The organism is Bacillus sp. L381, from assembly GCF_030284525.1.
Lineage (GTDB): Bacteria > Bacillota > Bacilli > Bacillales > Bacillaceae > Bacillus > Bacillus amyloliquefaciens.
Genome location: NZ_CP127224.1, coordinates 1711865 through 1737508 on the forward strand (window position 1 = coordinate 1711865; position 25644 = coordinate 1737508).

Here is a 25644-nt window from a genome sequence, read left to right on the forward strand (position 1 = left end):
GAGGGGACGGCTTTGCAAAACACTGAAGATCTTCTTTACAAACTATTGGCAGGCCAGCTGAAATCTGTCGGATTTTTTACAGAAAACAAGACGCAGCCTGTATTGCAGGGGTTTTACGGCAGGTGGCTGGAAGAAAGCATCTCTATCTTGGTGCAAAATGGCTTTTTAAAACAGTCAGGCAGTATGTATGTGTTAACGGGGCCGATAGAGCATGCCGACGTGCTGTGGCAAGAATGGGATGAAAAGAAAGCTCCTTTACTCAAGGACAGCAGCAAACAGGCGATGATCACATTGGTGGAGACAGCCCTCAGAGCTTTGCCGGATATTTTATCCGGCAGAGTTTCTGCCACTGATGTTCTGTTTCCTGATTCCTCAATGGAATTGGTGGAGGGAATCTATAAAAATAATGAAACGGCAGACTACTTTAATGAGGTGCTCGCTGACACATTGACAGCTTTTATTGAAGAACGCCTGAAAGAAGACCCGAACGCAGAAATCCGGATATTAGAGATCGGAGCGGGTACGGGCGGGACAAGCGCGACCGTTTTTAAAAGATTAAAAGAGTACAAGCATCATGTAAAAGAATATTGCTACACCGATCTGTCGAAGGCCTTTTTCCTGCATGCTGAAAAAGAATACGGTCCCGACAATCCGTATTTGACCTATAAGCGGTTTAATGTGGAAGAGCCGCCGGCTTTGCAGGATGTAGACGCGGGCGCATATGACGTTGTGATTGCGGCAAATGTGCTTCACGCGACAAAAAATATTCGGCAGACGCTTCGCAATGCCAAAGCCGTGCTCAAAAAGAACGGGATTTTGCTATTAAATGAGATCAGCAGCCATTCGGTTTATTCTCACCTGACATTCGGTCTTTTGGAAGGCTGGTGGCTTTATGAGGACGCCGAACTGCGCATCCCCGGATGTCCGGGGCTCTATCCTGAAGCGTGGCAGTCTGTGCTGGAAAGCGAGGGATATCGGTACGTTACATTTATGGCGGAATCGTCACATCAGCTCGGTCAGCAGATCGTGGCGGCAGAAAGCGACGGCGTCATCAGGCAAAAGCAGCCGGACGCGCAGGCGGTTGAAGAAACTGCGGCTTCCAAAGAGCCGGCTGAATTCACAGCACCGGCTTTCTCAGTCACAGACCGGACGGTGCAATTCATAAAAGAAACGTTAGCCAAGTCGATAAAGCTTGCGCCCGAGCGCATCCAGCCGGAAACCAGCTTTGAAAAATACGGCATCGACTCCATTTTGCAGGTGAATTTTATCCGTGAACTGGAAACATTGACGGGCGAGCTGCCGAAAACGGTCTTATTTGAACACACGAATACGAAAGAACTTGCCGAGTATCTGCTGGACACTTACCCGGATAAGCTGCAACAGGCCTTTGGAGCTGAACAAGCGCCTCCTGAAACGAAGCAGCTGGAACCAGTAACAGAAAAACCGGTGCCGCTTGTAACGGAAACACGGCGATTTATCACTGAATCCAAAGAGGCTGAAGCGCCCAAGCCGAAAACAGAAACCGCCGCCGATAATCGCTCTGATCGGGATGACATCGCCATTATCGGCATCAGCGGCCGCTACCCGGAGTCCGAAACACTTGATGAGCTGTGGGAGCATTTAAAAGCCGGAGACAGCTGTATTACAGAAGCTCCGGAAAACAGATGGAAGTCGGGTCTTCTGAAAACAATGGCAAAAGAAACACGAAAAGAAGACCGCAAAACACGATACGGCGGCTTTCTGCAGCATATTGACGCTTTTGACCACCACCTGTTTGACATCAAGGAAGACCATGTAATGGAGATGACGCCTGAGCTTCGGTTAAGCCTTGAAACTGTATGGGAAACATTTGAAAACGGCGGCTACTCGTTAGAAAGATTAAACAAATGGCAGGAATCAGACAGCGGCATCGGTGTTTTTATGGGCAGTATGTACAATCAATATTTTTGGAATATCCCGTCATTGGAAAAAGCCGCACTCAGCTCTAACGGAGGGGATTGGCACATCGCCAACCGGATTTCTCACTTTTTCAATTTAACGGGTCCGAGCATGGGCGTGACGACCGCATGCTCCAGCTCACTGAGCGCCATTCATCTCGCCTGTGAAAGCCTGAAGCTTAACAGCTGTTCCATGGCGATTGCCGGAGGGGTTAATCTCACGCTTGAACCGTCTAAATATGATGCGCTCGAACGGGCGAATTTGCTTGAACAGGGAAGTGAAAGTAAAAGCTTCGGAACAGGCACGGGCCTGATGCCGGGCGAAGGGGTCGGGGCGGTGCTCTTGAAGCCGCTCTCCAAAGCGGTTGCCGACAAAGACCATATTTACGGTGTCATTAAAAGCAGCGCGTTGTGCCATAGCGGAGGAAGGCAGATGTATACGGCTCCGGATCCGAAACAGCAGGCGAAGCTCATGGCGGCTTCCATCAGCAAGGCCGGAATAAATCCGGAAACAATCAGTTATGTTGAATCAGCGGCAAACGGCTCGGTATTGGGAGATCCGATTGAGGTCATTGCCCTGACAAACGCGTTCTCGCAATATACCGATAAAAAACGTTTTTGCGCGCTTGGATCCGTTAAGTCAAATCTCGGCCATTTAGAGGCGGCTTCCGGCATGTCCCAGCTCGCAAAAGTGCTATTGCAAATGGAGCGGGAAACGTTAGTTCCGACCATTAACGCTAAACCGCAAAATCCGAATATCGCGCTTGAACAAACAGCCTTTTACCTGCAGGAAAAAACCGAGCATTGGGAGCGTATGAGGGATGCCGAGACGGGAGACATCATACCGCGGAGAAGCATGATTAATTCCTTCGGGGCAGGCGGGGCATATGCGAATCTGATCGTAGAAGAATATATCAGTCCAGATTTCCATCAGAACCTCAACAGCTCCGAGGAATATATTTTCCCTGTGTCAGCGAAAACGAAATGGAGTTTTGAAGCCTATCTTGACAGACTTGCGGCCTTTTTAGAAAAAACGCCATCTCTTCATCCGGCCGCTGTTGCATCCGCGCTGCAAAAAAGAACGCATCATTCGGAGTACCGGGCGGCATTTACGGCTTCAACCGTTCAGGAACTGGTGAAAAAGCTGGCCGCTTACCGCTTGGATCAGCCGAATCTCAATTTCTCCGATTCTGCTATCGCCTATCGTGCGCGGCAATGGGAAAAAGGAGAGAATATCGCATTTGACCAGGTGCAGCAAGAGCACGCCGTTCATCTGCCGGCCTATGCTTTTGACCGCCGGACTTCTTTTCATTTCGGTGAATCAGACAACGCGGCCGGCGTTCAGGCGATATACAGTGATGATGATCCATATGTGCAAGGGCATCAATTCAGCGGAGAACCTGTACTCGTCGGCGCTACATACAAAAGTCTGGCGGCCGATCAGTTTTATCATCTCTTTCCCGATGCAGAAGGAGGACAAATTAAAAAACTGAATTACGTTAATCCCATTACCGTAAAAAAAGACGATCGCATTGAGCTGAAAACAGAATCAAAACAAAACGGGGATGCTTTTGAACTGTGCATGATGTACCGCAGCCGTACATCTCCTGATTGGAGCGCAGCGGCGTATGCCGAGTGCAGTCCGTATCCGTTTCAGAAGCGGCACGCAGATCTGGCGGCCATTCAGCGCTCTTACCGTGAAGTGGGACGGGTAGATGAGTTGTACGGAGACGGAACGGGAACCGTCGTGTGGGGAGAAGAATTTAAAACGATCACCCGCCTATACAAAGGCACTGATGCCGTGTTAGCAAAGCTGAATCTGAACAATGGCGACTCACAAAATTATGCCATAAATCCGTTAATCGCCAACAGTGCTTACTTGTCCGCGCTTTCTTTATTGGACCAAGCGGATGCAGAAAGCTATCTGCCGTTCGGCATTAATTCCGTCACCTTCGGCAGCCCGGAAAATCTCACTGATTGCTGGCTGCACATCAAATTGGCCAGACAAACAGGGGAGATAATCCTGTTTAACGCAGATGTAATCAACAGCCGGTCTGAAGTGGTTATGTGTTATGAAGGCTATGCCCTGAAACGGTTCCGCCCGGAAGCGGATCAGGTGAATCAGCCGGCTCGAACGACTGTGAAAAGCGCGGGAGAATCGATTTCTGCCGGAAGTCTGACAGACCATATCCGCAGCTATATCCTTGGCAAGCTCGCCAAGATGATGGATGGATCTGCTCCATCCCTGCGTTCTGATGCTAATATCATGGAATTGGGGCTTGATTCAGCGAGCCTGATCGGACTGACAAAAGAGATCGGCGAAGAGGCAGAAATCGATGTGAATCCAACATTATTTTTCGAGTATCCTACGGCGGAAGAGCTGACCCGCTACTTTGCGTCAGCACATGAGAGCAGATTTTCTCAATTGCTTGCCGTTCATAAGCATACAGCAGAGGCTTCGGTAACGGAAGAAGCGAAAACTTTGCCGAAGGAACAGCATCCCTCTTGTGATAACAGTAAGATCAAGCAAGGAATCGCCATTATCGGTATGTCAGGCCAGTTTCCGCAATCTCCGGATATTCAGTCTTTTTGGGAACACACCGTAAACGGAGATCACTGTATTTCAGAAATTCCGGCGGAGCGCTGGGACTGGCGCCGTTACGCCGATGATGAGGATGACACAAGCCTCAGATGGGGCGGTTTTATTGACGGAGTCGGAGAATTTGATCCGCTCTTTTTCGGAATTTCTCCTAAAGAAGCGTCGCAAATGGGGCCTGAGCAGTTTCTGCTTTTGATGCATACGTGGAAGGCAATGGAGGATGCGGGCCTGACCAATAAGGCGTTATCAAGCAGACCGACAGGCGTTTTCGTTGCCGCGGGCAATAGCGATCCAAACAATGGAACAGCCATTCCGTCCATCATTCCGAACAGGATATCATATGCCTTGAATTTACAAGGGCCGAGTGAATATTACGAGGCTGCCTGCACGTCAACGCTTGTGGCATTGCACAGGGCGGTTCAATCGATCCGTCAAAACGAATGTGAGCAGGCTGTCGTGGGCGCCGCCAATATTCTGCAGTCGCCGAAGGGCTTTATCGGTTTTGATTCAATGGGATATTTAAGCAAAAACGGCCGGGCGAAATCTTTCCAAAAAGATGCCGATGGTTTTGTCAGAAGTGAAGGGGCGGGCGTCATCATCGTAAAACCGCTCGAGGCGGCAATTGAAGACGGTGATCACATTCACATGGTCATTAAAGGAACCGGGGTGTCTCATGGCGGTAAGGGCATGTCGCTTCACGCGCCGAACCCGGCGGGAATGAAGGCCGCGATGAAAAAAGCGTACGAGGGCACCGATGTCGATCCGCAAACCGTCACATACATTGAAGCACACGGCATTGCCTCCGAAATGGCAGACGCGCTGGAGTTCAATGCAATCAAAGCGGGCTACGGCGAGTTTGCGAATGAGGAGGAAAGCGCGCCTTGTTATATCAGCACTGTGAAACCTTGCATCGGCCATGGCGAACTCGCTTCCGGACTGGCAGCCCTTATGAAAGTGTCGATGGCCATGAAGCATCATACTATCCCGGGCATTCCCGGCTTCACAGCTGCAAATGAGCAAATGACCATTCAGCAAAGCCGCTTCCGCTTCACCGAAGATAATCAAGAATGGACACAGCTCACCGACGATAAGGGAAGTCTGATTCCGCGCCGGGCCGCAATTAACAGCTATGGCTTCGGCGGCATGAATGCGCATGTCGTCTTGGAACAGTACAGCCCGCGTCTGAAAGACACAGAATCTGCACATGAACCGCAGCTTATCGTGCTTTCTGCTAAGAGCGAAGATCGGCTTAAGGCGGCCGCAGGTCAGCTGGCTGCTTTCATAAAAACTGAAGATATTCCGTCATTGCGGGATATTGCTTATACGCTTCAGATCGGGCGTGAGGCGATGAGTTGCCGCCTGGCACTCGTTGCCCGCAATCAAGATGAACTGCTGGAAAAACTGACAGATTACAGAGAGTTTTTCGAAGAAAGCAAAGGAATGAAAAGCTTCTTTACAGGCAGTCAGCATTCTGGATCAGGAGATATCGGCGTTTTACTGGAAGGGACACTCGGTACAGTCGTCACGGAGACGCTTCTGGCAGAAAATAATCTGGAAAAGCTGGCGTTTTGCTGGGTTAAAGGCGCGGACATTCCATGGGACAGACTCCACCAAGGTAAATCTGTTCAACGAGTGCCGCTTCCGACATACCCTTTTGAAAAACACAAGTATTGGAAAGGCGGTCAGACAGAAGACATCAGCCTTCCGCCGGTTTCACAGAACTCTCAGTTCCGCCGCGGGGATGCGGCTGACATTGTGGCTGACATTTTGGGGATGGATGCGGCGGAAATTGATCAAAATAAGCCGCTGACTGAATACGGCTTCGATTCATTCTCATGTATTCAGCTGCTGAAAAAACTTGAGGACGCAGACAGCCGTATAAGTCTGGAAGCTCTTCAGAACTGCGGCACTCTTCAGGAGCTCAGCGTGCTGTTAAAAACGAACCAATCGCAAGATGCGGGCGGGAATTTTCCCGAACTCGTCAAGCTAAATGAAAGGGAAACAGGCCGTCCTGTTTTTTGGTTTCACGGAGGAACGGGAGGCGTTGAAGCGTATCAGCCTTTTGCCAAAAAGAGCCAACGTCCTTTTTACGGCATCCAGGCAAGGGGTTTGACAGGGAAAGACCCGCTGCAAGGAATTGAAGAGATGGCCGCTTCTTATGTGAGAATCATCCAAGCTGTACAGCCGAAAGGCCCATATGACCTCGGAGGATATTCCTTGGGCGGCATGCTTGCATATGAAACAGCGCGCCTCTTGCAGGAGAAAGGGCATACGGTGAAAAGCGCCGTCATGATCGATACCCCGTACAGTGAAAAATGGAAAGAAAGAAAACCATCTATCAAGTCAGTCATGCTGCAAACGATCAATACGATGCTTACGGCATACCTCAAGCCTGAAAACCCTGAAGAGACATTGATCAGCAGGGAAGACATTACCGTTCAGGCTGAGGAAGAAGATGTAATGAAAGAATTGATCACACTTGCCAAAGAGCGCGGCCTGCCAAAATCAGAAGAAGCGATCCGGATACAGCTGGAGCAAATGATGAAGACGCAGCTCGCTTACAAAATGGAAGAGTATGACATGAAGCCGCTGCCTCATCCGGAAGCGCTGCAATGCTACTATTTCCGAAATAAAAGCGGTTTGTTTCTCGGGGATCTTGAACGTTATCTCACAGCAGAGGAAGAACAGGTTCCGTTAGATCATGATGCGTATTGGAAAGAATGGGAACGGCAGATGAAACAGTTTCACCTGCTGGACGTGCACTCTTCCAATCATGTTACAATGCTGTCGGAAACAAAGCCGCAAAACGCCATTACGGCATTTTGCGAAAAGCTGTACGCAAATAAAGGAACGATAAGCGCCAATTTTCTTAAATCGTTCAGGAAAAAGCTGGACGAAACAAATGAGTTGGTAAAACGGTAATAGAGAAAGCTGCCGGAGCAATCCGGCAGCTTTTTTGCCTGAACCAGAACTAAATTTACTATGTACTAAATATTTATATAAATTTATGTTTCCTGTTTATAAGATATTTAAAAAACCCCCAAAAAGGGGGCGGATATCAAAATCTGACAGGCAATGTTTCAAGCCCTCTTAAAAACACATTTTTTCTCCATGCCAAATCCTCGGGCGCGCCGTTCAGCTCTATATTCGGAAACCGTTTTAAAAGCGCGTTAAAGGCAATGGATGCTTCCATCCGGGCGAGCGGGGCTCCCAGACAGAAATGAATGCCGAAACCGAAAGAGATATGACGGTTTGGTGTTCTCGCCACATTTAATGTATCGGGTTCATCGAAATATTCCGGGTCCCGATTGGCTGAACCGATGCCGATAAAAATCATATCGCCTTTTTTAATGGAAACATCTTTATACGTGAAATCTTCAATCGCCCATCGATTCGCCATCATGATGACGGGAGAGGTATAACGCAAAAGCTCTTCGACCGCCGTCTGGATAATGTCGGGCTGCCGCTTTATGTTCTCCAGCTGGTCTTTGTGGAGAAGAAGCGCCAGTGTGCCGGAGCCGAGAAGGTTAACCGTTGTTTCAAGCCCGGCGACGACTAACAAAAACAGCATGGAATACAGCTCTGATTCACTCAGCTTCTGGCCGTCTTCTTCTGCGTAAATAAGCTTGCTTGTCAGATCTTCACCCGGGTGGTTTCTTTTTTCTTCGATCAGTGTTTTCATATATTGTTTAAACTCTCTGAGCGCCTGGTTGGTCGCATCTTGTCCGCTTTCTGACGTGTCGACCATCGCGCTTGTCCACACTTGAAATTTGGCACGGTCTTCTTTCGGAATGCCGAGCAGCTCGGAAATGACGATAAACGGAAGCGGTGCGGCGAAATCTCTCATGATATCAGGATTTGCTTTTGTTTCCATTTCATCAAGCAGCTCTTCTGTGATCCGTTCTATCCCGGTGCGAAGCTGCTCAATCATCCGGGGAGTGAATCCCTGATGCACCAAAGATCGAAGGCGTGAATGATCGGGAGGGTCTTTTGCCAGCATATGCTCTGATACAAAATCTATATCTTCACTGACATTCAGCTTCGCGATCAGCTCCTTCGGCATGACCCGTTTTACATCTCTTGTAATTCTTCCGTCCTTTAAAAACGCCATACAATCATCATAACGCGTGATGAGCCAAGCCGGAAAGGTGCCTCCGAAACGCTGCAGTTCGAATTTATGTATAGGATCCTGCTCTCTGAATCTGCTTAGTACCGCAAAAGGGTTTTCGTGAAACTCGGATGAGTGTGGGTGAAACATTATTTTTTCCATCTTGATTTCCCCGCCTTCATGTTTTTGAAAAAGACATAACAAATATCCGGTGCCTGTCGACCGGACGGCATTCCTCCTATTATCCGCCGAAGACCCTGATTACAACGGCTCATAAGTATGTCTAAACTATATAAGGAAACAGAAGCCGGTTCAACAGACAAATCGCAAAGCCGCCATTTTCGTTGATTATCAACAAAATGGAATACTTTTTTTTCCATTTCATCATGCGCGCTAAGTCTGGCTAATATACATATTTACGCTTCATATCAACTTCTTAAGGAGGCTGTGAATGACTGCGTTTATGAAATGGACGGCAAGTCTGCTTTTGGTGATCTCTCTACAGTTCGGCTTTATGGACGCCGGCATCCATTCGGAGAATACTGCTGAAGCTGCGTCCCGATACGATCAGGTGCTGTATTTCCCGCTGTTAAAATATCCGGAGACGGGAAATCATATAAAAGACGCCATTTCGGCAGGGCATTCTGACATTTGTACAATTGATCGCGGCGGAGCTGAGCATAGAAGGAAAGAATCATTGAAAGGCATTCCGACAAAGCCCGGGTTTGACCGTGATGAATGGCCGATGGCAGTCTGTACGGAAGGCGGGGCAGGGGCTGACATCAGATATGTAACCCCCTCAGATAATCGCGGAGCCGGTTCATGGGTTGGAAATCAAATGAGCGGATATTCCGACGGCACGAGAGTATTATTTATCGTTCAGTAACCTTCTCCGGTTCGCCGGAGTTTTTTTGCTTTGCGTGCCGGCTGGACATATGAAATCGCGAAGAGTAAACTTATATGTTGGAAATCGGCATGAGAAAGGATGGATCACATTGACAGTGACTACATACCGAAATATTGCACTTTTGCTTCTTTGTTTAACTGCGGGAATTGTGGATGTGATCGGTTATTTAAGTTTAGGGCATGTCTTTACCGCCAATATGACGGGGAACATCGTTCTGTTCGGCCTCGCGATCGGCAACTCATGGCACCTTGCCGTACTCAAATCTTTAACCTCGTTAATCGGATTTATTGCCGGCGTTATTGCCGCCGCCTTGCTTGTCGGCAATAAAAAGAAATCATTCTGGCCGCCTGCCGTAACTGCGGTTTTGGTTATTGAAGGAGCTGTTTTGCTCCTGTTTGCTCTGTTCTCTTGCTTTTTTGCAGAGGGCATTTCTGTTTATGTGCTGATTATACTGCTCAGCTTCGCAATGGGAATGCAGACGACAGCCGCGAGAAAACTTGGTGTAGCCGGGATTTCCACGACCGTATTAACGGGAACGCTTGCTAATTTTTTTGAAGATCTCACCGCAAAGTTTTACAAATCGGACAAGCGGAAGCAGTTTACGAGAGATGCTGTTTTGCGCGCGCTTGCCTTGGTGCTGTATTGCTTCGGGGCGGTTATCGGCGCCTTTGCTGAACCGGATTATAAATTTGCTGTTATCTGGCTCCCGATTATCATTATTTTAGGTATTATGCTTTGCGCATTCACGATGTTCCACGGTCATTCGGAAGAAAAAAACCAATAAAAAAACGCCGCTGATTCAGGGCGTTTTTTTGTTTTATTGCTCTTTTCGGGTCCCGATTGTATAAACGGCCCGATCTGTATGTACCTTTAATCCGTTTTGCTCCTTTTGGATAGTAATGTCGCCGAGCAAAGGGATTTCATACGCATCTTGAGGGAGCGGTACGTTGCCTTCCTCCGTATAGGTTGTGCCTTGCCCTTTTAAGACGAGTTCTTCGTCCGCTACATAGTCATCGGGATGATTTGTTCGGCGGACGAGAACATCATCAAGGTGAAGCATGATTTGATCCATATCAGAAATCTCATTCCGGCTGTCTGTCAGCTCTCCTTTTCTGATATCAAGCGTTTGTCCGATTTGCTTTTGCAGCCATTCAGACAGTTCGGTGTTTGTGAGTGCCATTGTCATTCCTCCTTTTATCTACACCATACTTATTCCCTATTTTTTCAGAAATACACTGTCTTGCATTCATCTTTTATTCTGGACAGCGGGATATGAAGAGTTCCGAGTTTCTTCATTATAATGGTTTCAGCTGTTTACTGAAAAACGGGGTCATCTGCCGGTACAGACGATCCCGTTTTCTCATGAGAAAAAAGGTTATTCTTTCGGTACGGCGTTTTCTGCGTTCACTGCGCCCGCACCGTAAATGTTCGGATCTTCATTTGTCCATTTATCCGGACTTTGTTTGATCAGTGTTTTCACTTCGTCAGGCGTAAGCTGCGGATTCTGCTGAAGGATTAAGGCGGCGATGCCCGCACAGATCGGAGTGGCCATGGATGTGCCCGACAAACTGAAATACAAGGATCCTACACGGTTTGATTTTTGTAATTTGTCAAGATATGAACGCGGAGAACGAAGGGATACGATATCGACTCCGGGTGCAAGAATATCAGGCTTTTCTTTTCCGTATACCGTCGGGCCGCGGCTTGAGAAAGAAGCAATCGTATCGTCTTCATTGCTGACAGTATCATTGTCATCATAGGCGCCTACTGTGATGACCTTCTGACTGACGCCGGGGCTTGAAATCGTTTGTGCTTCGGGACCGGAGTTGCCCGCGGCGACACAGACGACGATTCCTGCGTTCCATGCTTCTTCAACGGCCTTGACGAGCGGATCATCCGTTTCTTTGTCATATCTGAGCGCTTCTCCGCCCAGCGACATGCTGATGATCCGGATCGGGTTCTCGGTGTATTCTTTATTATATTGTATACACCATTCCACTCCTTCAATGATATCAGCCAAGGTTCCTGATCCTGATTTGTTTAATACCTTGACACCGATCAGATTGGCTTCCGGCGCCGGTCCCTGATATTTTCCGGAAGAGGAAGCGCCGCTGCTCGCGATATCACCGGCGCAATGAGTGCCGTGGCCATTGTCATCATACGGTTCTGTCCTTTGGTTTACAAAGTCGGCAAATCCGGTAATTCTGCCTTCTAAATCGGGATGCTGATAGATTCCGGTATCAATAACGGCAACGGTTACGCCTTTCCCTGTTAATACGGTGCCGTTTCGGGTCACTTCTTTTGCATGGGAAGATTCCGCTGCTGTATCAAGAAGTGCTTTTACTTCACGGTTTAAATAGATTTTACGGATATCCCGGCATTGAGAAAGAAGCATATGAAGGGCGGATGGGGTGACTTCCGCGCTGCAGCAATTAAATGTTTGAAACTGCTTTTTTATAGTGCAGCGTTTCTCATTTGATAGGACCTGTCCTGTGCTGTGAAAACCTGATTCGTGGCATCCCTCTTCGAATTCAATGATGACTGACATTTTCTTTCTGTTTTTTACCTTCTCTTCGAAAAAACTGTGCAAAAAGCAAGGCGTCCATTTGAAAGGTTTATATAACTGTAATACGTTTTCTCTGAGCGGCCAGTCCAGCTTATGAGCATTTGACCGCACCATTTGTACCATTGAGTAACCAAACATATATACTTTTCCTCCCATTCTGGCGATTCTCTCTATACCATATGAACAGGCTGTATGTTCGGTCAGTTTGTTTGTCCTTCAGAGAGCTGGTTACTTGCGGCTTTTTCAGATGAAAAAGAAATGAATAAGTTGAAATCGAACATTTGTTCGTTTATAATGAAGCCGACAGAAGGAGGTATAAATATGAACATGATATTGAGACATTCCTTGGAAAAGCAGCTTCCAATTGATATTATATATATGAAAAAAGACGGCTCGATTTCAAAACGGACCATTATTATTAAAAAAGGGGATGAGCGGGCTGTGAAGGCATTCTGCTGTACAAAAAGGCAGATGAGAACCTTTTTGACGGAGTCCATTCTGTCCTGCGCATTTGCTTCGGGAGGCGGATCTGCATTTTTAAGAGCGTATTCTTGATGTTTTCCGTTTCCTCTGTCAATCTACCGTCCCTGAAAATTCGGGCATTCCTCCCTTTTTTTTTGCCTTCTCTCAACCTTTTTTCACTGATACCCGGCATCTGAAGGCTTGAACCGTGACAATCCATTGATTTTTCGAAACCGGGAAGTTTTTCACTGATGATAATGTGAATAGAATGTTAAGATAAGACCTATTGACAAGAACCCATATAATGAACATTTCATTTTTCAGAAAGGAGAACAAAAGGAGAACTGATGAAGAGAATTTTACTTAATGTCATCATTATCGTAGCAATGGTCTTACTAATAAGATGTGTTCATTATGCGTCAGACCCTGATCCCTCGAATTCCTCTGATACATACACAGATTTTAAAGATCTGGCTGAACACGAAGACCCCGATGATTATCATATATCGTACAATAAGCAAGAGGGGAGCTCGGTATTGATCATGTCGCCGCACGGGGGCAGAATTGAGGGCGGGGTGAGCGAGATCGTCCGCTCTTTCAGAGATGATTTTTCAACCTACCTGTTTGAGGGATTAAAAACGCATGATAACCAGACCCTTCATATTACGAGCACCAAGTTCGATGAGCCTTTAGCAGTCAAAAGCATTAAACAGCACCGTTATGTTATCGCGGTTCACGGTTATAAAAGCGACGAGAAAAACACTCTTGTCGGAGGAAGTGACCGGAAGCGGGCGAAAAAATTGGTGAAAGCTCTTAAACGAAACGGATTTTCTGCAGAATTGGCAACCTCAAGAACCGGGCTGTCCGGAGTTGACATCGAAAATATCAATAACCAGACCCAAACCGGGCTGAGCATACAGCTTGAGATCAGCAGAGAACAACGGGAAGCGTTTTTTGATAATTTTGATTACCGTGAAAGAGAATTCACAAAAACGGAGGAATTTTACCGGTTTGTCCGTACGATAAAAAGAGTGATCAATCAAGAGTATTCTTGAGCTTAAAATAAGACAAACCAGTGAAAGTTGAGTAAACTGAAAAAAAAGGAGGATTGCCCCTTGGCAAAACATCATTTTTATTTAAAAGCAAATTGGCCCGGAAATCGGAACGGCGTCGGCGATATTAAAAGCGGCCGGCTGGAAACGGCTGTGTCCATTCCTAAGGAAATGGACGGACCGGGAGAAGGCACAAACCCTGATGAAATGCTGCTTGGAGCAGCCGCGACCTGTTATATTATAACGCTCGCGGCAATGATGGAAAGAAGCGGTCTGGATAAAGAAGACTTACATATGGAATCTGAAGGAATTGTAGACGTAACAAACGGTGTATTTACATATCAAAAAATCATTCACCGCCCGTTTATATTATTAAAGCCGGGGGCAACTGAAACGGAGTTTACGCTGGCCAGGAAGCTAGCGCAAAAAGCGGAGTCCTCGTGTATGATTTCACGAGCGGTCCAGGGAAACGTGGAGATGGAGCTTGAAGTGGAAGTAAAAGCCGCCCGCGATTGATGAGTTCAAACGGTCAGCTCCGGGCCGTTTGATTTTTTTTACCTTTTTGAGACTTGGAACGGTTCAGCAGGATAACGCCCGTGATGACCAATATGAGACCGATTATCATTTTGACTGTCATGGCCTCCTTAAAAACGATAAAGCCGACAATCGCTGTTAAAGCCGTGCCGACACCTGACCATGTCGCGTATGCGCTGGATAAATCAAGGCTTTTCAAAGAGAAGCTCAAAAACATAAAAGAGGCTCCGATTCCGGCAATGACGCCGAGAGCGGGCCATAGGTGGGTAAAACCGTCCGACAGCTTCAGCATCGTGCTTCCAAACACTTCTGATACAATGGCTAATGCCAAGCAGAGTAATCCTTTCATTATCATGCCTCTCCTTTCTACCAATTCATCAAAATGACACCGGCCAATAAGAAAAAGAGCCCGATGACAGCCTGCTTGTCCAGTTTTTCATGAAACCACTTCGCTCCGATAATGGATGCTAGCACCGTTCCGGCTCCGCTCCATGTTGCATAGGATAAGCTGAGCGGAATGAGATTCAGTGTCAGTGAAAGCATATAAAAGGCCAATGAATAGCCTGCCACTACAAGCGCGCTCGGCAAAAACCGCGTAAATCCGCGGGAGATCTTCAGCATGGCCGCACCAATTGACTCTGATAAAATAGCAATTGTGAGGAAGATATAACCTAGAATCATATCCCATCCCCCTCTCATCATCATCTTCATGCCTTTCGTTCAAGGCAGTAAAATAAAATGATATCCGAACTTTGCCCGGCAAGTCAAGACATTTGGCCTATATAAAAAGGCCCCTGAAGAGGAGCCCTTTTTGATTGTCTTAGTAGTAATACGGATAGTAAGGGTAGCCGTAACCCCCGTACAAATACGGATTTAATAAGGCGCTTCCGACCAGACCCCCGACAAGCCCTCCGGCAAACGGACCGCCGAAAAATCCAAACGGACGTCCGAATCCATAGCCAAACCAAGGGCGGCCAAACCAAGGCCGGCCAAAACCAAAACCCGGCCGTCCGAATCCGAATCCGGGACGTCCGAACCCAAAACCAGGCCGGCCAAACCCGAAACCAGGCCGTCCAAACTGTCTCATATCACTATCTGCTGCGTATGCGTATTCTTCATTCATAATTAAGGTACCTCCAAGAATAAATTTTAGATGATAACAGAGTATTCAGCCCACCAATTTTTGATTGGGCGTTTATCAAAAAAATAAAGGAGTGAGCTTTGTGGGCTTGTATCAGTCCGATTGGTCAAAAAAACCTCCGCACACACACGCATATCGGGCTAAAACGGATGTTGTGCAGGGGCATTACCATTTGATTGAAGGCTTTTCGCAGCCTGAGAACGGCAGCAATACAGATGAGCATACACATTTCTATAAGGGCATCACCTCTTTTGAAAACGGCCATTTCCATAGGTATTACGGTATTTCCGGCCCTGCCATTCCGAGGGTTGACGGAACACATTATCATGAGCTTGCAGAGACCACCTTTGCCGCTTACAATGAGCCGATTCAGATCCGCTATGGCGGGGTCGTTTACGATCCGCGGGAGCAAGACCGGAAAACACATCACCACAAGCTTAAAGGAAAAACGAGAGAGGTTGTCGGCAACGAGCCGCTCGGGTGGTAATTGACGTTTAGCACTCAGAAAAAAGGGCAAAATGGATAGGTGCATGGAGAAATGAATGCTATAATCAGGGGGAGATTTATAAAAGAGAGTGATACATATTGAAAAATACAAAACAGCCTGTCGTCATACTCGTCGGCCCGACGGCAGTCGGAAAAACAAAACTGAGCATCGGACTCGCAAAAATGCTGAATGCGGAAATCATCAGCGGAGATTCCATGCAGGTATATAAGGGGATGGATATCGGTACGGCCAAAGTCACCGAAGAAGAGACAGAAGGCGTGCCGCATCATCTGATTGATATTTTGGAGCCGTCCGACACTTTTTCAACGGCGGATTATCAAAAAATGGTGAGGGAAAAAATCAGCGAGATTGCCGGTGGAGGAAAGCTCCCGATGATTGTCGGAGGGACTGGTCTGTACATACAGTCTGTGCTGTATGATTATACGTTCACGGAACACTCCGGCGATCCTGTATTCCGGGAGCGCATGGTGAAACTGGCGACAGAAGAAGGGGCGGAAGCTCTTCATGCCAAGCTTACGGCAGCCGATCCGGAAGCGGCGGCGGCCATTCATCAAAACAATACGCGAAGAGTCATTCGCGCGCTCGAAATTCTGCATATATCAGGAAAAACAATGTCAGAGCATCTTAAAACCCAAAAACGGGAGCTGCTTTACAATGCGGTTCTCATCGGTCTTACAATGGACAGAGAAGTGCTGTACGGCCGGATTAATGATCGTGTTGACCTGATGATGGAAGCCGGCCTTCTTGATGAAGTCAAGCGGCTGTATGATATGAATATCCGGGACAGCCAATCGATTCAGGCGATCGGCTATAAAGAGCTGTATGAATATCTGGATGGAAAAGTACCGCTCCCTCAGGCTGTGGAACAATTAAAACAGAATTCAAGACGTTATGCGAAACGCCAGCTGACCTGGTTTCGCAATAAAATGTCCGTCTCATGGACCGATATGACCCCGCCTGTGGATATCGAACAGAAAAAAAAGGAAATTTTCGAGTGTATAGCAGGAAAACTGGAAATTTAATCGAAACAGTATTGTATTGAGAACCAAGGAGGACGAAACATGAAACCGATTAATATTCAAGATCAGTTTTTGAATCAAATCCGAAAAGACAATACGTTCGTCACGGTGTTTTTACTCAACGGCTTTCAGCTTCGCGGCCAGGTAAAAGGCTTTGATAACTTTACCGTCTTGCTCGAAACAGAGGGGAAGCAGCAGCTTATTTATAAACATGCTATCTCCACGTTCGCCCCGCAAAAAAACGTTCAGCTTGAGCTTGAATAGACTTTTTGCCAAAGACCATGAAGCATGGTCTTTTTTTATGCGCGCCTGTATATTGGCGCCTGGAGATCGGAAACATAAAAGGGGGATCGGAAAACCATGTTTGAAAGTGAGAATGAACTGAGAAGAATCAGGATTACGCTCGTTTGGATCGCTGTTTTTTTGCTGTTCGGAGCATGCAGCAATCATGAGACGGTGGTGACGGATCATGACGGCGGCTCAACGGATACCGAACCGCTGACAGAAGGCACGGTGCAGCTGGAACATAACCATTTCGGCGTAGTCGAGGGCGGTTACATGAAAATATACCGCTACGATGAAAAAACGAATAAAATCAAACTGAAAAAAGAAACGGCGCTGGATGAGCTTGAATAAATTTCACAAGCGTTCGAATTTACAAAGCGGGCCGCACAAGCTACACTAGGTACTGACATTGATCATGCAGAGGGTGAGACGATTGAAACACAAGGTGATAATCAACCATTGGGAAGAAACCTGTGAAGATGATTCCTGCTATGAATATGGAACCAGCATCATCGTTGACGGCAAAGAACTGATTAGAGAGGCTTCCATTACAAGCGCTCTGAAAGCCGTACTGAAAGAAATCGGTGCTGATGTGGAAATAGAAGAAACCGTTGAAAGCGAAAAAAAATGTGATTCTTACAAAAAATAAGAATAAAAGTCTAGACTACTAAGCAGTTTTTTTTCATGTTATGATAGACATCGGCTTACACATGACACCTTGAGTAGGATGAGAGATGATTCTCGTTCTGCTCTCTTTTTTGGGCGTTAATCGGGTCAGAACCAAGGTCCGCTCTTTCAAAAATATGAACTTTTTATAAATCGATCTCAATATGTTGTGTTTTTCTGAGAGGTTAGTATACTATATATAGTGTTAAGAGATTCATTATTTTTGATAGGTCGTGATATGGATGGTTCAAATCATATTTGATTCAAAGACAGGGAATGTTCAGCGTTTTGTGAATAAAACAGACTTTCAGCTGATCCGCAAGGTGGACGAAATTGAAGATCTGGACACTCCGTTTGTACTGGTGACCTACACGACAAACTTCGGACAGGTGCCGGCATCAACGCAGGCATTTCTTGAAAAAAACGCCCATCTTCTGCAAGGAGTCGCAGCGAGCGGAAATAAAATCTGGGGTGAGAATTTTGCCAAAAGCGCCGACACGATCTCAAAGCAGTATCAGGTGCCGGTCCTTCTTAAATTTGAACTCAGCGGCACAGCGAAAGACGTTGAATTGTTTACTCAGGAGGTAGAAAAAGTTGTCACAAAACCAAGTGCCAAAATGGATTCAGTTAAATAACGAAATTATGATCCAACAAGATGGAAAATTCCAGTTTGATAAAGATAAAGAGGCTGTACATAGCTATTTTGTTGACTATATCAATCAAAACACGGTATTCTTTCACGATTTGAAAGAAAAGCTGGATTATCTGATTGAAAATCAATATTACGAAGAAGAGTTTTTGAGCCTCTATTCGTTTGAAGAGATAAAAGATGTTTTCAAGACAGCTTACGCGAAGAAATTTCGTTTTCCATCCTTCATGAGTGCTTTTAAATTTTATAACGATTATGCATTGAAAACGAATGACAAGAAAAAAATCCTTGAGCGGTACGAGGACAGAATTTCCATCGTGGCCCTGTTTTTTGCAAACGGCGACGCGGAAAAAGCGAAAGACTATGTGCGCTTAATGATTAACCAGGAATATCAGCCGAGCACGCCGACATTCTTAAATGCCGGACGCAAACGCCGCGGCGAGCTGGTCAGCTGTTTCCTTTTGGAAGTCAATGACTCGCTGAATGATATTTCAAGAGCGATCGACATCTCCATGCAGCTTTCGAAGCTTGGAGGAGGCGTGTCACTTAACCTGTCGAAGCTCCGTGCCAAAGGCGAAGCGATTAAAGATGTGGAAAATGCCACAAAAGGCGTCGTAGGCGTGATGAAACTTCTTGATAATGCGTTCCGTTATGCTGACCAAATGGGGCAAAGACAAGGCTCAGGCGCGGCATACCTGAACATTTTCCACCGGGATATTAATGATTTTCTTGATACGAAAAAAATCTCGGCTGATGAAGACGTCCGCGTTAAAACCCTTTCCATCGGCGTCGTGATTCCGGACAAGTTCGTCGAGCTTGCGAGAGAGGATAAAGCCGCTTATGTCTTTTATCCGCATACGATTTATAAAGAATACGGCCAGCATATGGACGAAATGGACATGACGGCGATGTATGAGGAGCTTGTCGACAATCCGCGCGTCAAAAAAGAAAAAGTGAATGCGCGCAAATTGCTTGAAAAGCTTGCCGTTCTCCGCTCTGAGTCAGGCTATCCGTACATTATGTTCCAGGACAACGTAAATAAAGAGCACGCGAATAACCACGTCTCAAAAGTGAAATTCTCGAACCTTTGCTCTGAAGTGCTTCAAGCGTCACAAGTTTCAGCTTACACAGATTATGACGAAGAAGATGAAATCGGCTTGGACATTTCCTGCAACCTAGGTTCTTTAAATATTTTGAATGTCATGAAACATAAATCGATTGAGCGCACGGTGAAACTCGCGACGGATTCTCTGACTCATGTGTCCGAGACGACGGATATCCGCAACGCGCCGGCGGTCAGACGCGCGAACAAAGCGATGAAATCGATCGGTTTAGGCGCGATGAACCTGCACGGCTACCTTGCCCAAAACGGCATCGCTTATGAAAGCCCGGAAGCAAGAGACTTCGCGAATACGTTCTTTATGATGGTAAACTTTTATTCCATCCAGCGTTCAGCTGAACTTGCGAAAGAAAAAGGCGAAACGTTTGAGCATTATGAAGGCTCTACTTATGCAACGGGAGAATATTTCAATAAATACATCGAAAAAGAGTTCTCGCCGGCATACGAAAAAATCGCTGCGCTCTTTGAAGGCATGCACATTCCGACAATCGAAGACTGGAAAGAGCTGAAGGCGTTTGTCGCTGAACACGGCATGTACCACAGCTACAGACTGTGTATCGCGCCGACAGGCTCCATTTCCTACGTCCAATCCAGCACGGCATCCGTTATGCCGATTATGGAACGGATCGAAGAAAGAACATACGGAAACTCAAAAACGTATTACCCGATGCCGGGGTTAGCGTCTAATAACTGGTTCTTCTACAAAGAAGCTTATGATATGGACATGTTCAAAGTGGTGGATATGATCGCGACAATCCAGCAGCATATCGATCAGGGAATCAGCTTCACCCTGTTTTTGAAAGATACGATGACAACTCGTGATCTGAACCGTATTGATCTGTATGCCCACCATAGAGGCATCAAAACCATTTACTATGCAAGAACGAAAGATACCGGGCAGGACAGCTGTCTTTCTTGTGTTGTTTGATTAAAGGAGAGTTTACAGTGACAAAAATTTATGACGCAGCAAACTGGTCAAAGCATGAAGATGATTTCACCCAAATGTTTTACAACCAAAACGTAAAGCAGTTTTGGCTTCCGGAAGAGATCGCATTAAACGGCGATCTCCTCACTTGGAAGTATTTGGGTAAAAATGAACAGGATACGTACATGAAGGTCCTCGCCGGCCTGACACTGCTTGATACAGAGCAGGGGAACACGGGCATGCCGATTGTGGCCGAGCACGTAGAAGGCCATCAGCGAAAAGCGGTTCTTAATTTCATGGCGATGATGGAAAACGCGGTGCACGCAAAATCATATTCAAATATTTTTATGACGCTTGCACCAACTGAAACGATCAACGAAGTGTTTGAATGGGTGAAGCAGAATAAATACTTGCAGAAAAAAGCCCACACCGTCGTCGGACTGTACCGCGCCATAAAAAAAGATGATGAGATTTCGCTGTTTAAAGCGATGGTCGCTTCCGTTTACTTAGAAAGCTTCCTTTTCTACAGCGGTTTCTATTATCCGTTATATTTCTACGGACAGGGAAAACTGATGCAAAGCGGTGAAATCATCAACCTGATTCTTCGTGATGAAGCGATCCACGGTGTCTATGTCGGACTGCTTGCTCAAGAAATATACAATAAACAAACAGAAGCGAAAAAAGCGGAACTTCGCGAATTTGCGATTGAGCTTTTAGAAGAGCTTTATCATAATGAGCTTGAGTATACCGAGGATCTGTACGACCAAGTCGGCCTGTCTCATGACGTAAAGAAATTTATCCGCTATAACGCCAATAAAGCGTTGATGAACTTAGGATTCGATCCTTACTTTGAAGAAGAGGATATTAATCCGATCGTATTAAACGGATTAAACACCAAAACGAAATCACATGATTTCTTCTCCATGAAAGGGAACGGCTACAAAAAAGCGACGGTAGAACCGATTAAAGACGAAGATTTTTATTTCGGCCAAGATGAAGAGCAGATATAATATCTGCTCTTTTGGCTTGAATGGAGAGGTAAGACAGGAGGAACGGACATGAATAAAATGGATGAAATCATCTTGGCTGCACCGCGAAGTGACGTCTTTCAAAATGAAACGCTGGCATTTCAGGGAGTTAACAGCGAAGATGAATGTATCGTAAAGATCATGGCTCAAATTGAGGAGCATTTTATTGACATCAGAAGAGGCGACGCGGAAGAGGACCCGCGTTTTAAACAGCCGATTCCATATGTCGTCATCCGCCGTGATGATGAGGTGTTTGTGTATGAACGGCTGGCGGGCGGCGGGGAATCGCGCCTCCATAATAAGCTTTCCCTCGGCTTCGGCGGACACATGAATCCTATGGAAGGGGCGGCTTCTTTTTCAGAGGTGCTGAAAGAGAATACCGACCGGGAGCTGGCGGAAGAACTGTACATTCGTGAGGAGGACAAACAACATATTGTCACACTCGGTTTAATCAACGATGATGAAAACAATGTTGGGAAGGTACATATCGGCATCCTTTCTGCGCTCCAATTAGCGTCTGGAGCACAAGTCGAAGTGAAAGAAAAAGATCAAATCGCCGGCCGCTGGATGAAAGTGAGCGAATTAAAAGAACAAGACGTATATCAGCGTCTTGAAACTTGGTCACAGTTTGTCGCCGATATTCTTCAATAACAGAAAAACCCCTGTTCCTCCTAAAAAAGGGAGAACAGGGGTTTTTCGTTAGTTTAGCGTAATGACGGTATCAAACCCCGCTTTTTTTGCCCGAGCTGCTAACGATTCAGCATTATCTCTGGAAGAGAATGCGCCAATCTGTACTTTAAATAAGCCGCCTGTTGAAAGCACTATCGCGTCAAAACCTTTAGACACCGCGTTGGCGGCAAGCGCATCAGCATTTGCTTTCACTTTGAAAGCGCCGATTTGCACTTTATATAAGTCAGCCTTTTTTTTTAGACTGAAAGCTTGCTCCAAGCCCTTGGCATGTCCGCTTGCAAGGCTTTCAATAAAACTGGATGTTTTCAGATGGTTTGCGTCAGCTGCCGTATCAATAAAACCATTCTCCGTCAAAATCGCCGGCATATTTGATTCCCGCAGCACATGGAAGTCGGCTGTTTTTTTCCCGCGGTCATAAAAACCGGATGCGTGGATCACTTGTGTGTGGACGGCTGATTGGTAAGTCGAGGTCGGCGCTCCGACTCCCGGATAAATATAGCTTTCAAATCCGGTTCCGCCTCCTGAGTTAATATGAATGGATAAAAAATAATCTGCGCCCCAGCTGTTGGCGGCATCTGTTCTTTCCGTCAGGCTGACCGTCTTATCGCTTGTCCTGCTCATCATGACAGAAACCCCTTCATACTCATTCGTCAGAATTGTGCGCAAAGCCAGCGCGATCTCCAGAGTGATCGCTTTTTCCTGAAGGCCGTTCCCGGTTGCACCTGAATCAGTTCCGCCATGACCGGGGTCTATAAAAATTTTAACCATTCTCCATCACCTCATTACAGCATATGATGAGATTCAAAAGGTGCTTGTACGGCTGTCATTCAGGAGAAAAATAAGAAAACCGCCTAACATTTCCCGGAAAATAAAAATAAATGGTTTGTCCTCCCGTTTCAGCTGAATACAATAAGAAATGAAAAATATTTCTCGGGAAAGCGCAGGATTCAACATCATTCCCGAAGAGAACGGAAAATGTGACAGATATAGGAGAAAACGGGCCTCATGATGATAGGCGGATGTCACAGAACGTCTTCATCATGAATAAGATAAAGAGAGAACAGAGAGGTGAGCATGTTGGAGCGCGCTGTAACCTATAAAAATAACGGACAAATTAACATCATTCTTAATGGACAAAAGCAAGTGCTGACAAATGCGGAAGCTGAGGCGGAATACCAGGCCGCCCTGCAAAAAAATGAAGCCAAGCACAGCATTCTGAAAGAAATTGAAAAAGAAATGAACACATTAGTGGGAATGGAAGAGATGAAACGCAACATTAAAGAAATTTACGCATGGATCTTCGTCAATCAAAAACGGGCCGAACAAGGGCTGAAAGTCGGAAAACAAGCTCTTCATATGATGTTCAAAGGGAATCCCGGCACCGGGAAAACAACCGTGGCGAGACTGATCGGCAAGCTTTTCTTCGAAATGAACGTTCTTTCCAAAGGACATCTGATCGAAGCAGAACGTGCTGATCTGGTCGGTGAATACATCGGACACACGGCGCAAAAAACGAGAGATCTGATTAAAAAGTCGCTCGGCGGCATTTTATTCATTGATGAGGCGTACTCACTTGCAAGGGGCGGAGAAAAGGATTTCGGTAAAGAGGCCATCGATACGCTTGTCAAGCATATGGAAGACAAACAGCATGAATTTATCCTGATTCTGGCAGGGTACTCGAGAGAAATGACACATTTCCTTTCATTAAACCCCGGCCTGCAATCGCGTTTTCCTATCAGCATCGATTTTCCGGATTACTCTGTCACTCAGCTGATGGACATTGCCAAGCGCATGATAGCAGAACGGGAGTATCAATTAAGTCAGGAAGCCGAATGGAAGTTAAAAGATTACTTAATGACAGTGAAAAGCACGACAAGCCCCATTAAATTCAGCAACGGCCGCTTTGTCAGAAATGTGATTGAAAAATCAATCCGCGCTCAGGCCATGAGGCTTTTAATGGGAGACCAATACTTAAAAAACGATCTGATGACGATCAAGAGCCAGGATTTATTTATAAAAGATGAGACGGCAGCTCATGAATAATCCTCTCAGCCGGTCTGAGAGGCCTCTTTTTTATTTCTCTCTTTAAAACCCGCCGGATGTGTGGTATACGCCCTGCGGGTTTGGTATGATAGTACTACTGCCCAATACGACACAGAAAGGAACATCCATTTGAACGAACAGGAAGAAAAAAAAGAAACGGTCATTCTGGTCGGCTGTCAGCTTCCGCACATGACCGACGAGCACTTTGACCATTCGATGGACGAGCTTGCTTCATTGACAAAAACGGCTGACGGAACGGTGCTGACCCGGATTACGCAAAAACGGAACAGAGCGGATGCCGCTACATATATAGGCAAGGGGAAGGCAGACGAGCTGAAGGCGCTGTGCGAGGAGCTTGAAGCTGATCTGGTCATTTTTAATGATGAACTGTCACCGAGCCAGCTTAAATCACTCGCCGCTGCCATTGAAGCGAAAATCATTGACCGCACGCAGCTTATTTTGGATATTTTCGCAAAAAGAGCGAAGACGAGGGAAGGAAAGCTTCAGATCGAATTAGCCCAGCTTCAATACGCACTGCCGCGACTGAGCGGACAAGGAATCAATCTCTCCAGACAAGGAGGCGGAATCGGGACGAGAGGGCCCGGTGAAACAAAGCTTGAAACAGACCGGCGCCATATTAGAAACCGCATACACGAAATTAACGTGCAGCTGTCAACGGTTATCCGCCACAGAAGCCGTTACCGGGAGAGACGCAAGAAAAATGGCGTGCTTCAGGCGGCGCTCGTCGGGTATACCAATGCCGGAAAATCAACATGGTTCAATAAATTAACAAGCTCAGACAGCTATGAAGAAGATCTGCTGTTTGCAACACTTGATCCGATGACAAGAAAGATGGCGCTCCCGAGCGGCTACAGCGTCCTGCTGTCTGATACGGTCGGCTTTATTCAGGATCTCCCGACCACGCTGATTGCCGCTTTCCGTTCAACGCTTGAGGAAGTGAAGGAAGCGGACTTGATCATCCATGTCATTGATTCTTCCAATGAAGATTATGCCGGGCATGAACAGACAGTTCTCGGCCTGTTAAAAGAGCTTGAGGCGGATGATATTCCGGTGTTGACCGCTTATAACAAACGGGATGAGACATTTCCTGACTTCATTCCGACAGCAGGAGAAGGCCACATTATGATCAGCGCCAGAATCGCCGGGGATGAAGCGAAACTAAAAGCGGAAATCGAAGCTTATTTGCGCCGGGAGCTGATGACGCCGTATGAAGTTCATGTGCCTGCGGCTGAAGGCAAATTGATGTCACGCATCAAATCAGAGACTATGATCGACGGCCTTTATTTTAATGAAGAAAATGAGCGATACGAAGTCTCGGGTTACGTACAAGAAGAACAAAGCATACTTGGAGAACTGAAGAAATTCATGTAAGGAAGGTATACAC

24 protein-coding genes are annotated in these 25644 nt (G+C 46.5%); 17 read left to right on the plus strand and 7 right to left on the minus strand.

Features of this window, described 5'->3' with window-relative positions; genetic code table 11:
• Positions 1 to 12 precede the first annotated feature (12 nt).
• Positions 13 to 7458: a beta-ketoacyl synthase N-terminal-like domain-containing protein gene (locus QRX25_RS08440; protein WP_212101420.1), complete on the plus strand. Its 7446-nt coding sequence runs from the start codon at positions 13 to 15 to the stop codon at positions 7456 to 7458.
• Between the two features lie 136 nt (positions 7459 to 7594).
• Here QRX25_RS08440 and QRX25_RS08445 read toward each other — a convergent pair whose 3' ends face one another.
• The gene (locus QRX25_RS08445; protein ID WP_212101423.1) at positions 7595 to 8806 is read right to left on the minus strand and encodes a cytochrome P450 family protein; all 1212 of its coding nucleotides are present in this window, start codon (positions 8804 to 8806) and stop codon (positions 7595 to 7597) included.
• A 352-nt stretch (positions 8807 to 9158) separates the two neighbouring features.
• Here QRX25_RS08445 and QRX25_RS08450 point away from each other — a divergent pair, with 352 nt between their 5' ends.
• Positions 9159 to 9530 (plus strand): NucA/NucB deoxyribonuclease domain-containing protein, encoded by a 372-nt coding sequence (locus tag QRX25_RS08450; protein ID WP_249199327.1) that lies wholly within the window; start codon positions 9159 to 9161, stop codon positions 9528 to 9530.
• A gap of 49 nt (positions 9531 to 9579) precedes the next feature.
• Entirely contained in the window at positions 9580 to 10335 is a 756-nt protein-coding gene (locus QRX25_RS08455) for a YoaK family protein (protein WP_212101429.1), read from the plus strand.
• 33 nt (positions 10336 to 10368) lie between these two features.
• On the opposite strand, the gene ymzB is transcribed toward QRX25_RS08455, so the two are convergent.
• Together ymzB and aprX are read right to left on the minus strand one after the other, a co-directional pair.
• A complete protein-coding gene (ymzB, locus tag QRX25_RS08460) occupies positions 10369 to 10731 on the minus strand; it encodes a protein YmzB (protein ID WP_065981515.1) in 363 nt (120 codons plus the stop codon).
• 195 nt (positions 10732 to 10926) lie between these two features.
• On the minus strand, positions 10927 to 12255 hold the full coding sequence (gene aprX, locus QRX25_RS08465) for a serine protease AprX (protein WP_115997271.1): 1329 nt from the start codon (positions 12253 to 12255) through the stop codon (positions 10927 to 10929).
• Positions 12256 to 12438: 183 nt separating this feature from the next.
• Here aprX and QRX25_RS08470 point away from each other — a divergent pair, with 183 nt between their 5' ends.
• The 3 genes from QRX25_RS08470 (at position 12439) to QRX25_RS08480 (ending at position 14147) form a co-directional block, all read left to right on the plus strand.
• Positions 12439 to 12672: a hypothetical protein gene (locus QRX25_RS08470; protein WP_014471844.1), complete on the plus strand. Its 234-nt coding sequence runs from the start codon at positions 12439 to 12441 to the stop codon at positions 12670 to 12672.
• Positions 12673 to 12926: 254 nt separating this feature from the next.
• Positions 12927 to 13634 (plus strand): poly-gamma-glutamate hydrolase family protein, encoded by a 708-nt coding sequence (locus QRX25_RS08475; protein ID WP_212101432.1) that lies wholly within the window; start codon positions 12927 to 12929, stop codon positions 13632 to 13634.
• A gap of 60 nt (positions 13635 to 13694) precedes the next feature.
• A complete protein-coding gene (locus QRX25_RS08480) occupies positions 13695 to 14147 on the plus strand; it encodes an OsmC family protein (RefSeq protein ID WP_212101435.1) in 453 nt (150 codons plus the stop codon).
• Between the two features lie 13 nt (positions 14148 to 14160).
• On the opposite strand, the gene erbB is transcribed toward QRX25_RS08480, so the two are convergent.
• The 3 genes from erbB to ymaG all read right to left on the minus strand — a co-directional run bounded on the left by erbB (position 14161) and on the right by ymaG (position 15288).
• Positions 14161 to 14514 carry an SMR family multidrug efflux transporter EbrB gene (gene erbB, locus QRX25_RS08485; RefSeq protein WP_249199304.1) on the minus strand — a complete coding sequence of 118 codons (354 nt, stop codon included), beginning with the start codon at positions 14512 to 14514 and terminating at the stop codon, positions 14161 to 14163.
• A 17-nt stretch (positions 14515 to 14531) separates the two neighbouring features.
• Positions 14532 to 14846, minus strand: coding sequence for an SMR family multidrug efflux transporter EbrA (erbA, locus tag QRX25_RS08490; RefSeq protein WP_212101438.1), 315 nt, complete (start codon positions 14844 to 14846; stop codon positions 14532 to 14534).
• 139 nt (positions 14847 to 14985) lie between these two features.
• A complete protein-coding gene (gene ymaG / locus QRX25_RS08495) occupies positions 14986 to 15288 on the minus strand; it encodes an inner spore coat protein YmaG (protein ID WP_212101441.1) in 303 nt (100 codons plus the stop codon).
• 91 nt (positions 15289 to 15379) lie between these two features.
• Between ymaG and QRX25_RS08500 the strand changes: the two genes are divergently transcribed.
• The 9 genes from QRX25_RS08500 to QRX25_RS08540 all read left to right on the plus strand — a co-directional run bounded on the left by QRX25_RS08500 (position 15380) and on the right by QRX25_RS08540 (position 22157).
• Positions 15380 to 15793 carry a YmaF family protein gene (locus QRX25_RS08500; RefSeq protein WP_115997810.1) on the plus strand — a complete coding sequence of 138 codons (414 nt, stop codon included), beginning with the start codon at positions 15380 to 15382 and terminating at the stop codon, positions 15791 to 15793.
• A gap of 98 nt (positions 15794 to 15891) precedes the next feature.
• Positions 15892 to 16836, plus strand: a complete 945-nt coding sequence (miaA, locus tag QRX25_RS08505) for a tRNA (adenosine(37)-N6)-dimethylallyltransferase MiaA (protein ID WP_212101443.1) — start codon at positions 15892 to 15894, stop codon at positions 16834 to 16836.
• A gap of 39 nt (positions 16837 to 16875) precedes the next feature.
• Entirely contained in the window at positions 16876 to 17097 is a 222-nt protein-coding gene (hfq, locus tag QRX25_RS08510) for an RNA chaperone Hfq (protein WP_003154064.1), read from the plus strand.
• A gap of 96 nt (positions 17098 to 17193) precedes the next feature.
• Complete coding sequence (locus QRX25_RS08515; RefSeq protein WP_212101445.1) at positions 17194 to 17469, plus strand: YmzC family protein; 276 nt, start codon at positions 17194 to 17196, stop codon at positions 17467 to 17469.
• 82 nt (positions 17470 to 17551) lie between these two features.
• Positions 17552 to 17767, plus strand: a complete 216-nt coding sequence (locus tag QRX25_RS08520) for a hypothetical protein (protein ID WP_003154062.1) — start codon at positions 17552 to 17554, stop codon at positions 17765 to 17767.
• 259 nt (positions 17768 to 18026) lie between these two features.
• Positions 18027 to 18419 carry a class Ib ribonucleoside-diphosphate reductase assembly flavoprotein NrdI gene (gene nrdI / locus QRX25_RS08525; protein ID WP_013352354.1) on the plus strand — a complete coding sequence of 131 codons (393 nt, stop codon included), beginning with the start codon at positions 18027 to 18029 and terminating at the stop codon, positions 18417 to 18419.
• On the plus strand, positions 18379 to 20481 hold the full coding sequence (gene nrdE / locus QRX25_RS08530) for a class 1b ribonucleoside-diphosphate reductase subunit alpha (RefSeq protein WP_045506021.1): 2103 nt from the start codon (positions 18379 to 18381) through the stop codon (positions 20479 to 20481). Before nrdI ends, nrdE begins: the two co-directional genes overlap by 41 nt.
• Before the next feature lie 17 nt (positions 20482 to 20498).
• Positions 20499 to 21488 carry a class 1b ribonucleoside-diphosphate reductase subunit beta gene (gene nrdF, locus QRX25_RS08535; protein ID WP_013352356.1) on the plus strand — a complete coding sequence of 330 codons (990 nt, stop codon included), beginning with the start codon at positions 20499 to 20501 and terminating at the stop codon, positions 21486 to 21488.
• Between the two features lie 48 nt (positions 21489 to 21536).
• Positions 21537 to 22157: a hypothetical protein gene (locus QRX25_RS08540; RefSeq protein WP_065981525.1), complete on the plus strand. Its 621-nt coding sequence runs from the start codon at positions 21537 to 21539 to the stop codon at positions 22155 to 22157.
• A 48-nt stretch (positions 22158 to 22205) separates the two neighbouring features.
• Here QRX25_RS08540 and QRX25_RS08545 read toward each other — a convergent pair whose 3' ends face one another.
• Complete coding sequence (locus QRX25_RS08545; RefSeq protein ID WP_065981526.1) at positions 22206 to 22964, minus strand: N-acetylmuramoyl-L-alanine amidase; 759 nt, start codon at positions 22962 to 22964, stop codon at positions 22206 to 22208.
• A 306-nt stretch (positions 22965 to 23270) separates the two neighbouring features.
• Between QRX25_RS08545 and spoVK the strand changes: the two genes are divergently transcribed.
• Complete coding sequence (gene spoVK, locus QRX25_RS08550) at positions 23271 to 24239, plus strand: stage V sporulation protein K (RefSeq protein WP_038462785.1); 969 nt, start codon at positions 23271 to 23273, stop codon at positions 24237 to 24239.
• A 129-nt stretch (positions 24240 to 24368) separates the two neighbouring features.
• A complete protein-coding gene (gene hflX / locus QRX25_RS08555) occupies positions 24369 to 25631 on the plus strand; it encodes a GTPase HflX (protein ID WP_212101447.1) in 1263 nt (420 codons plus the stop codon).
• Positions 25632 to 25644: the final 13 nt, after the last annotated feature.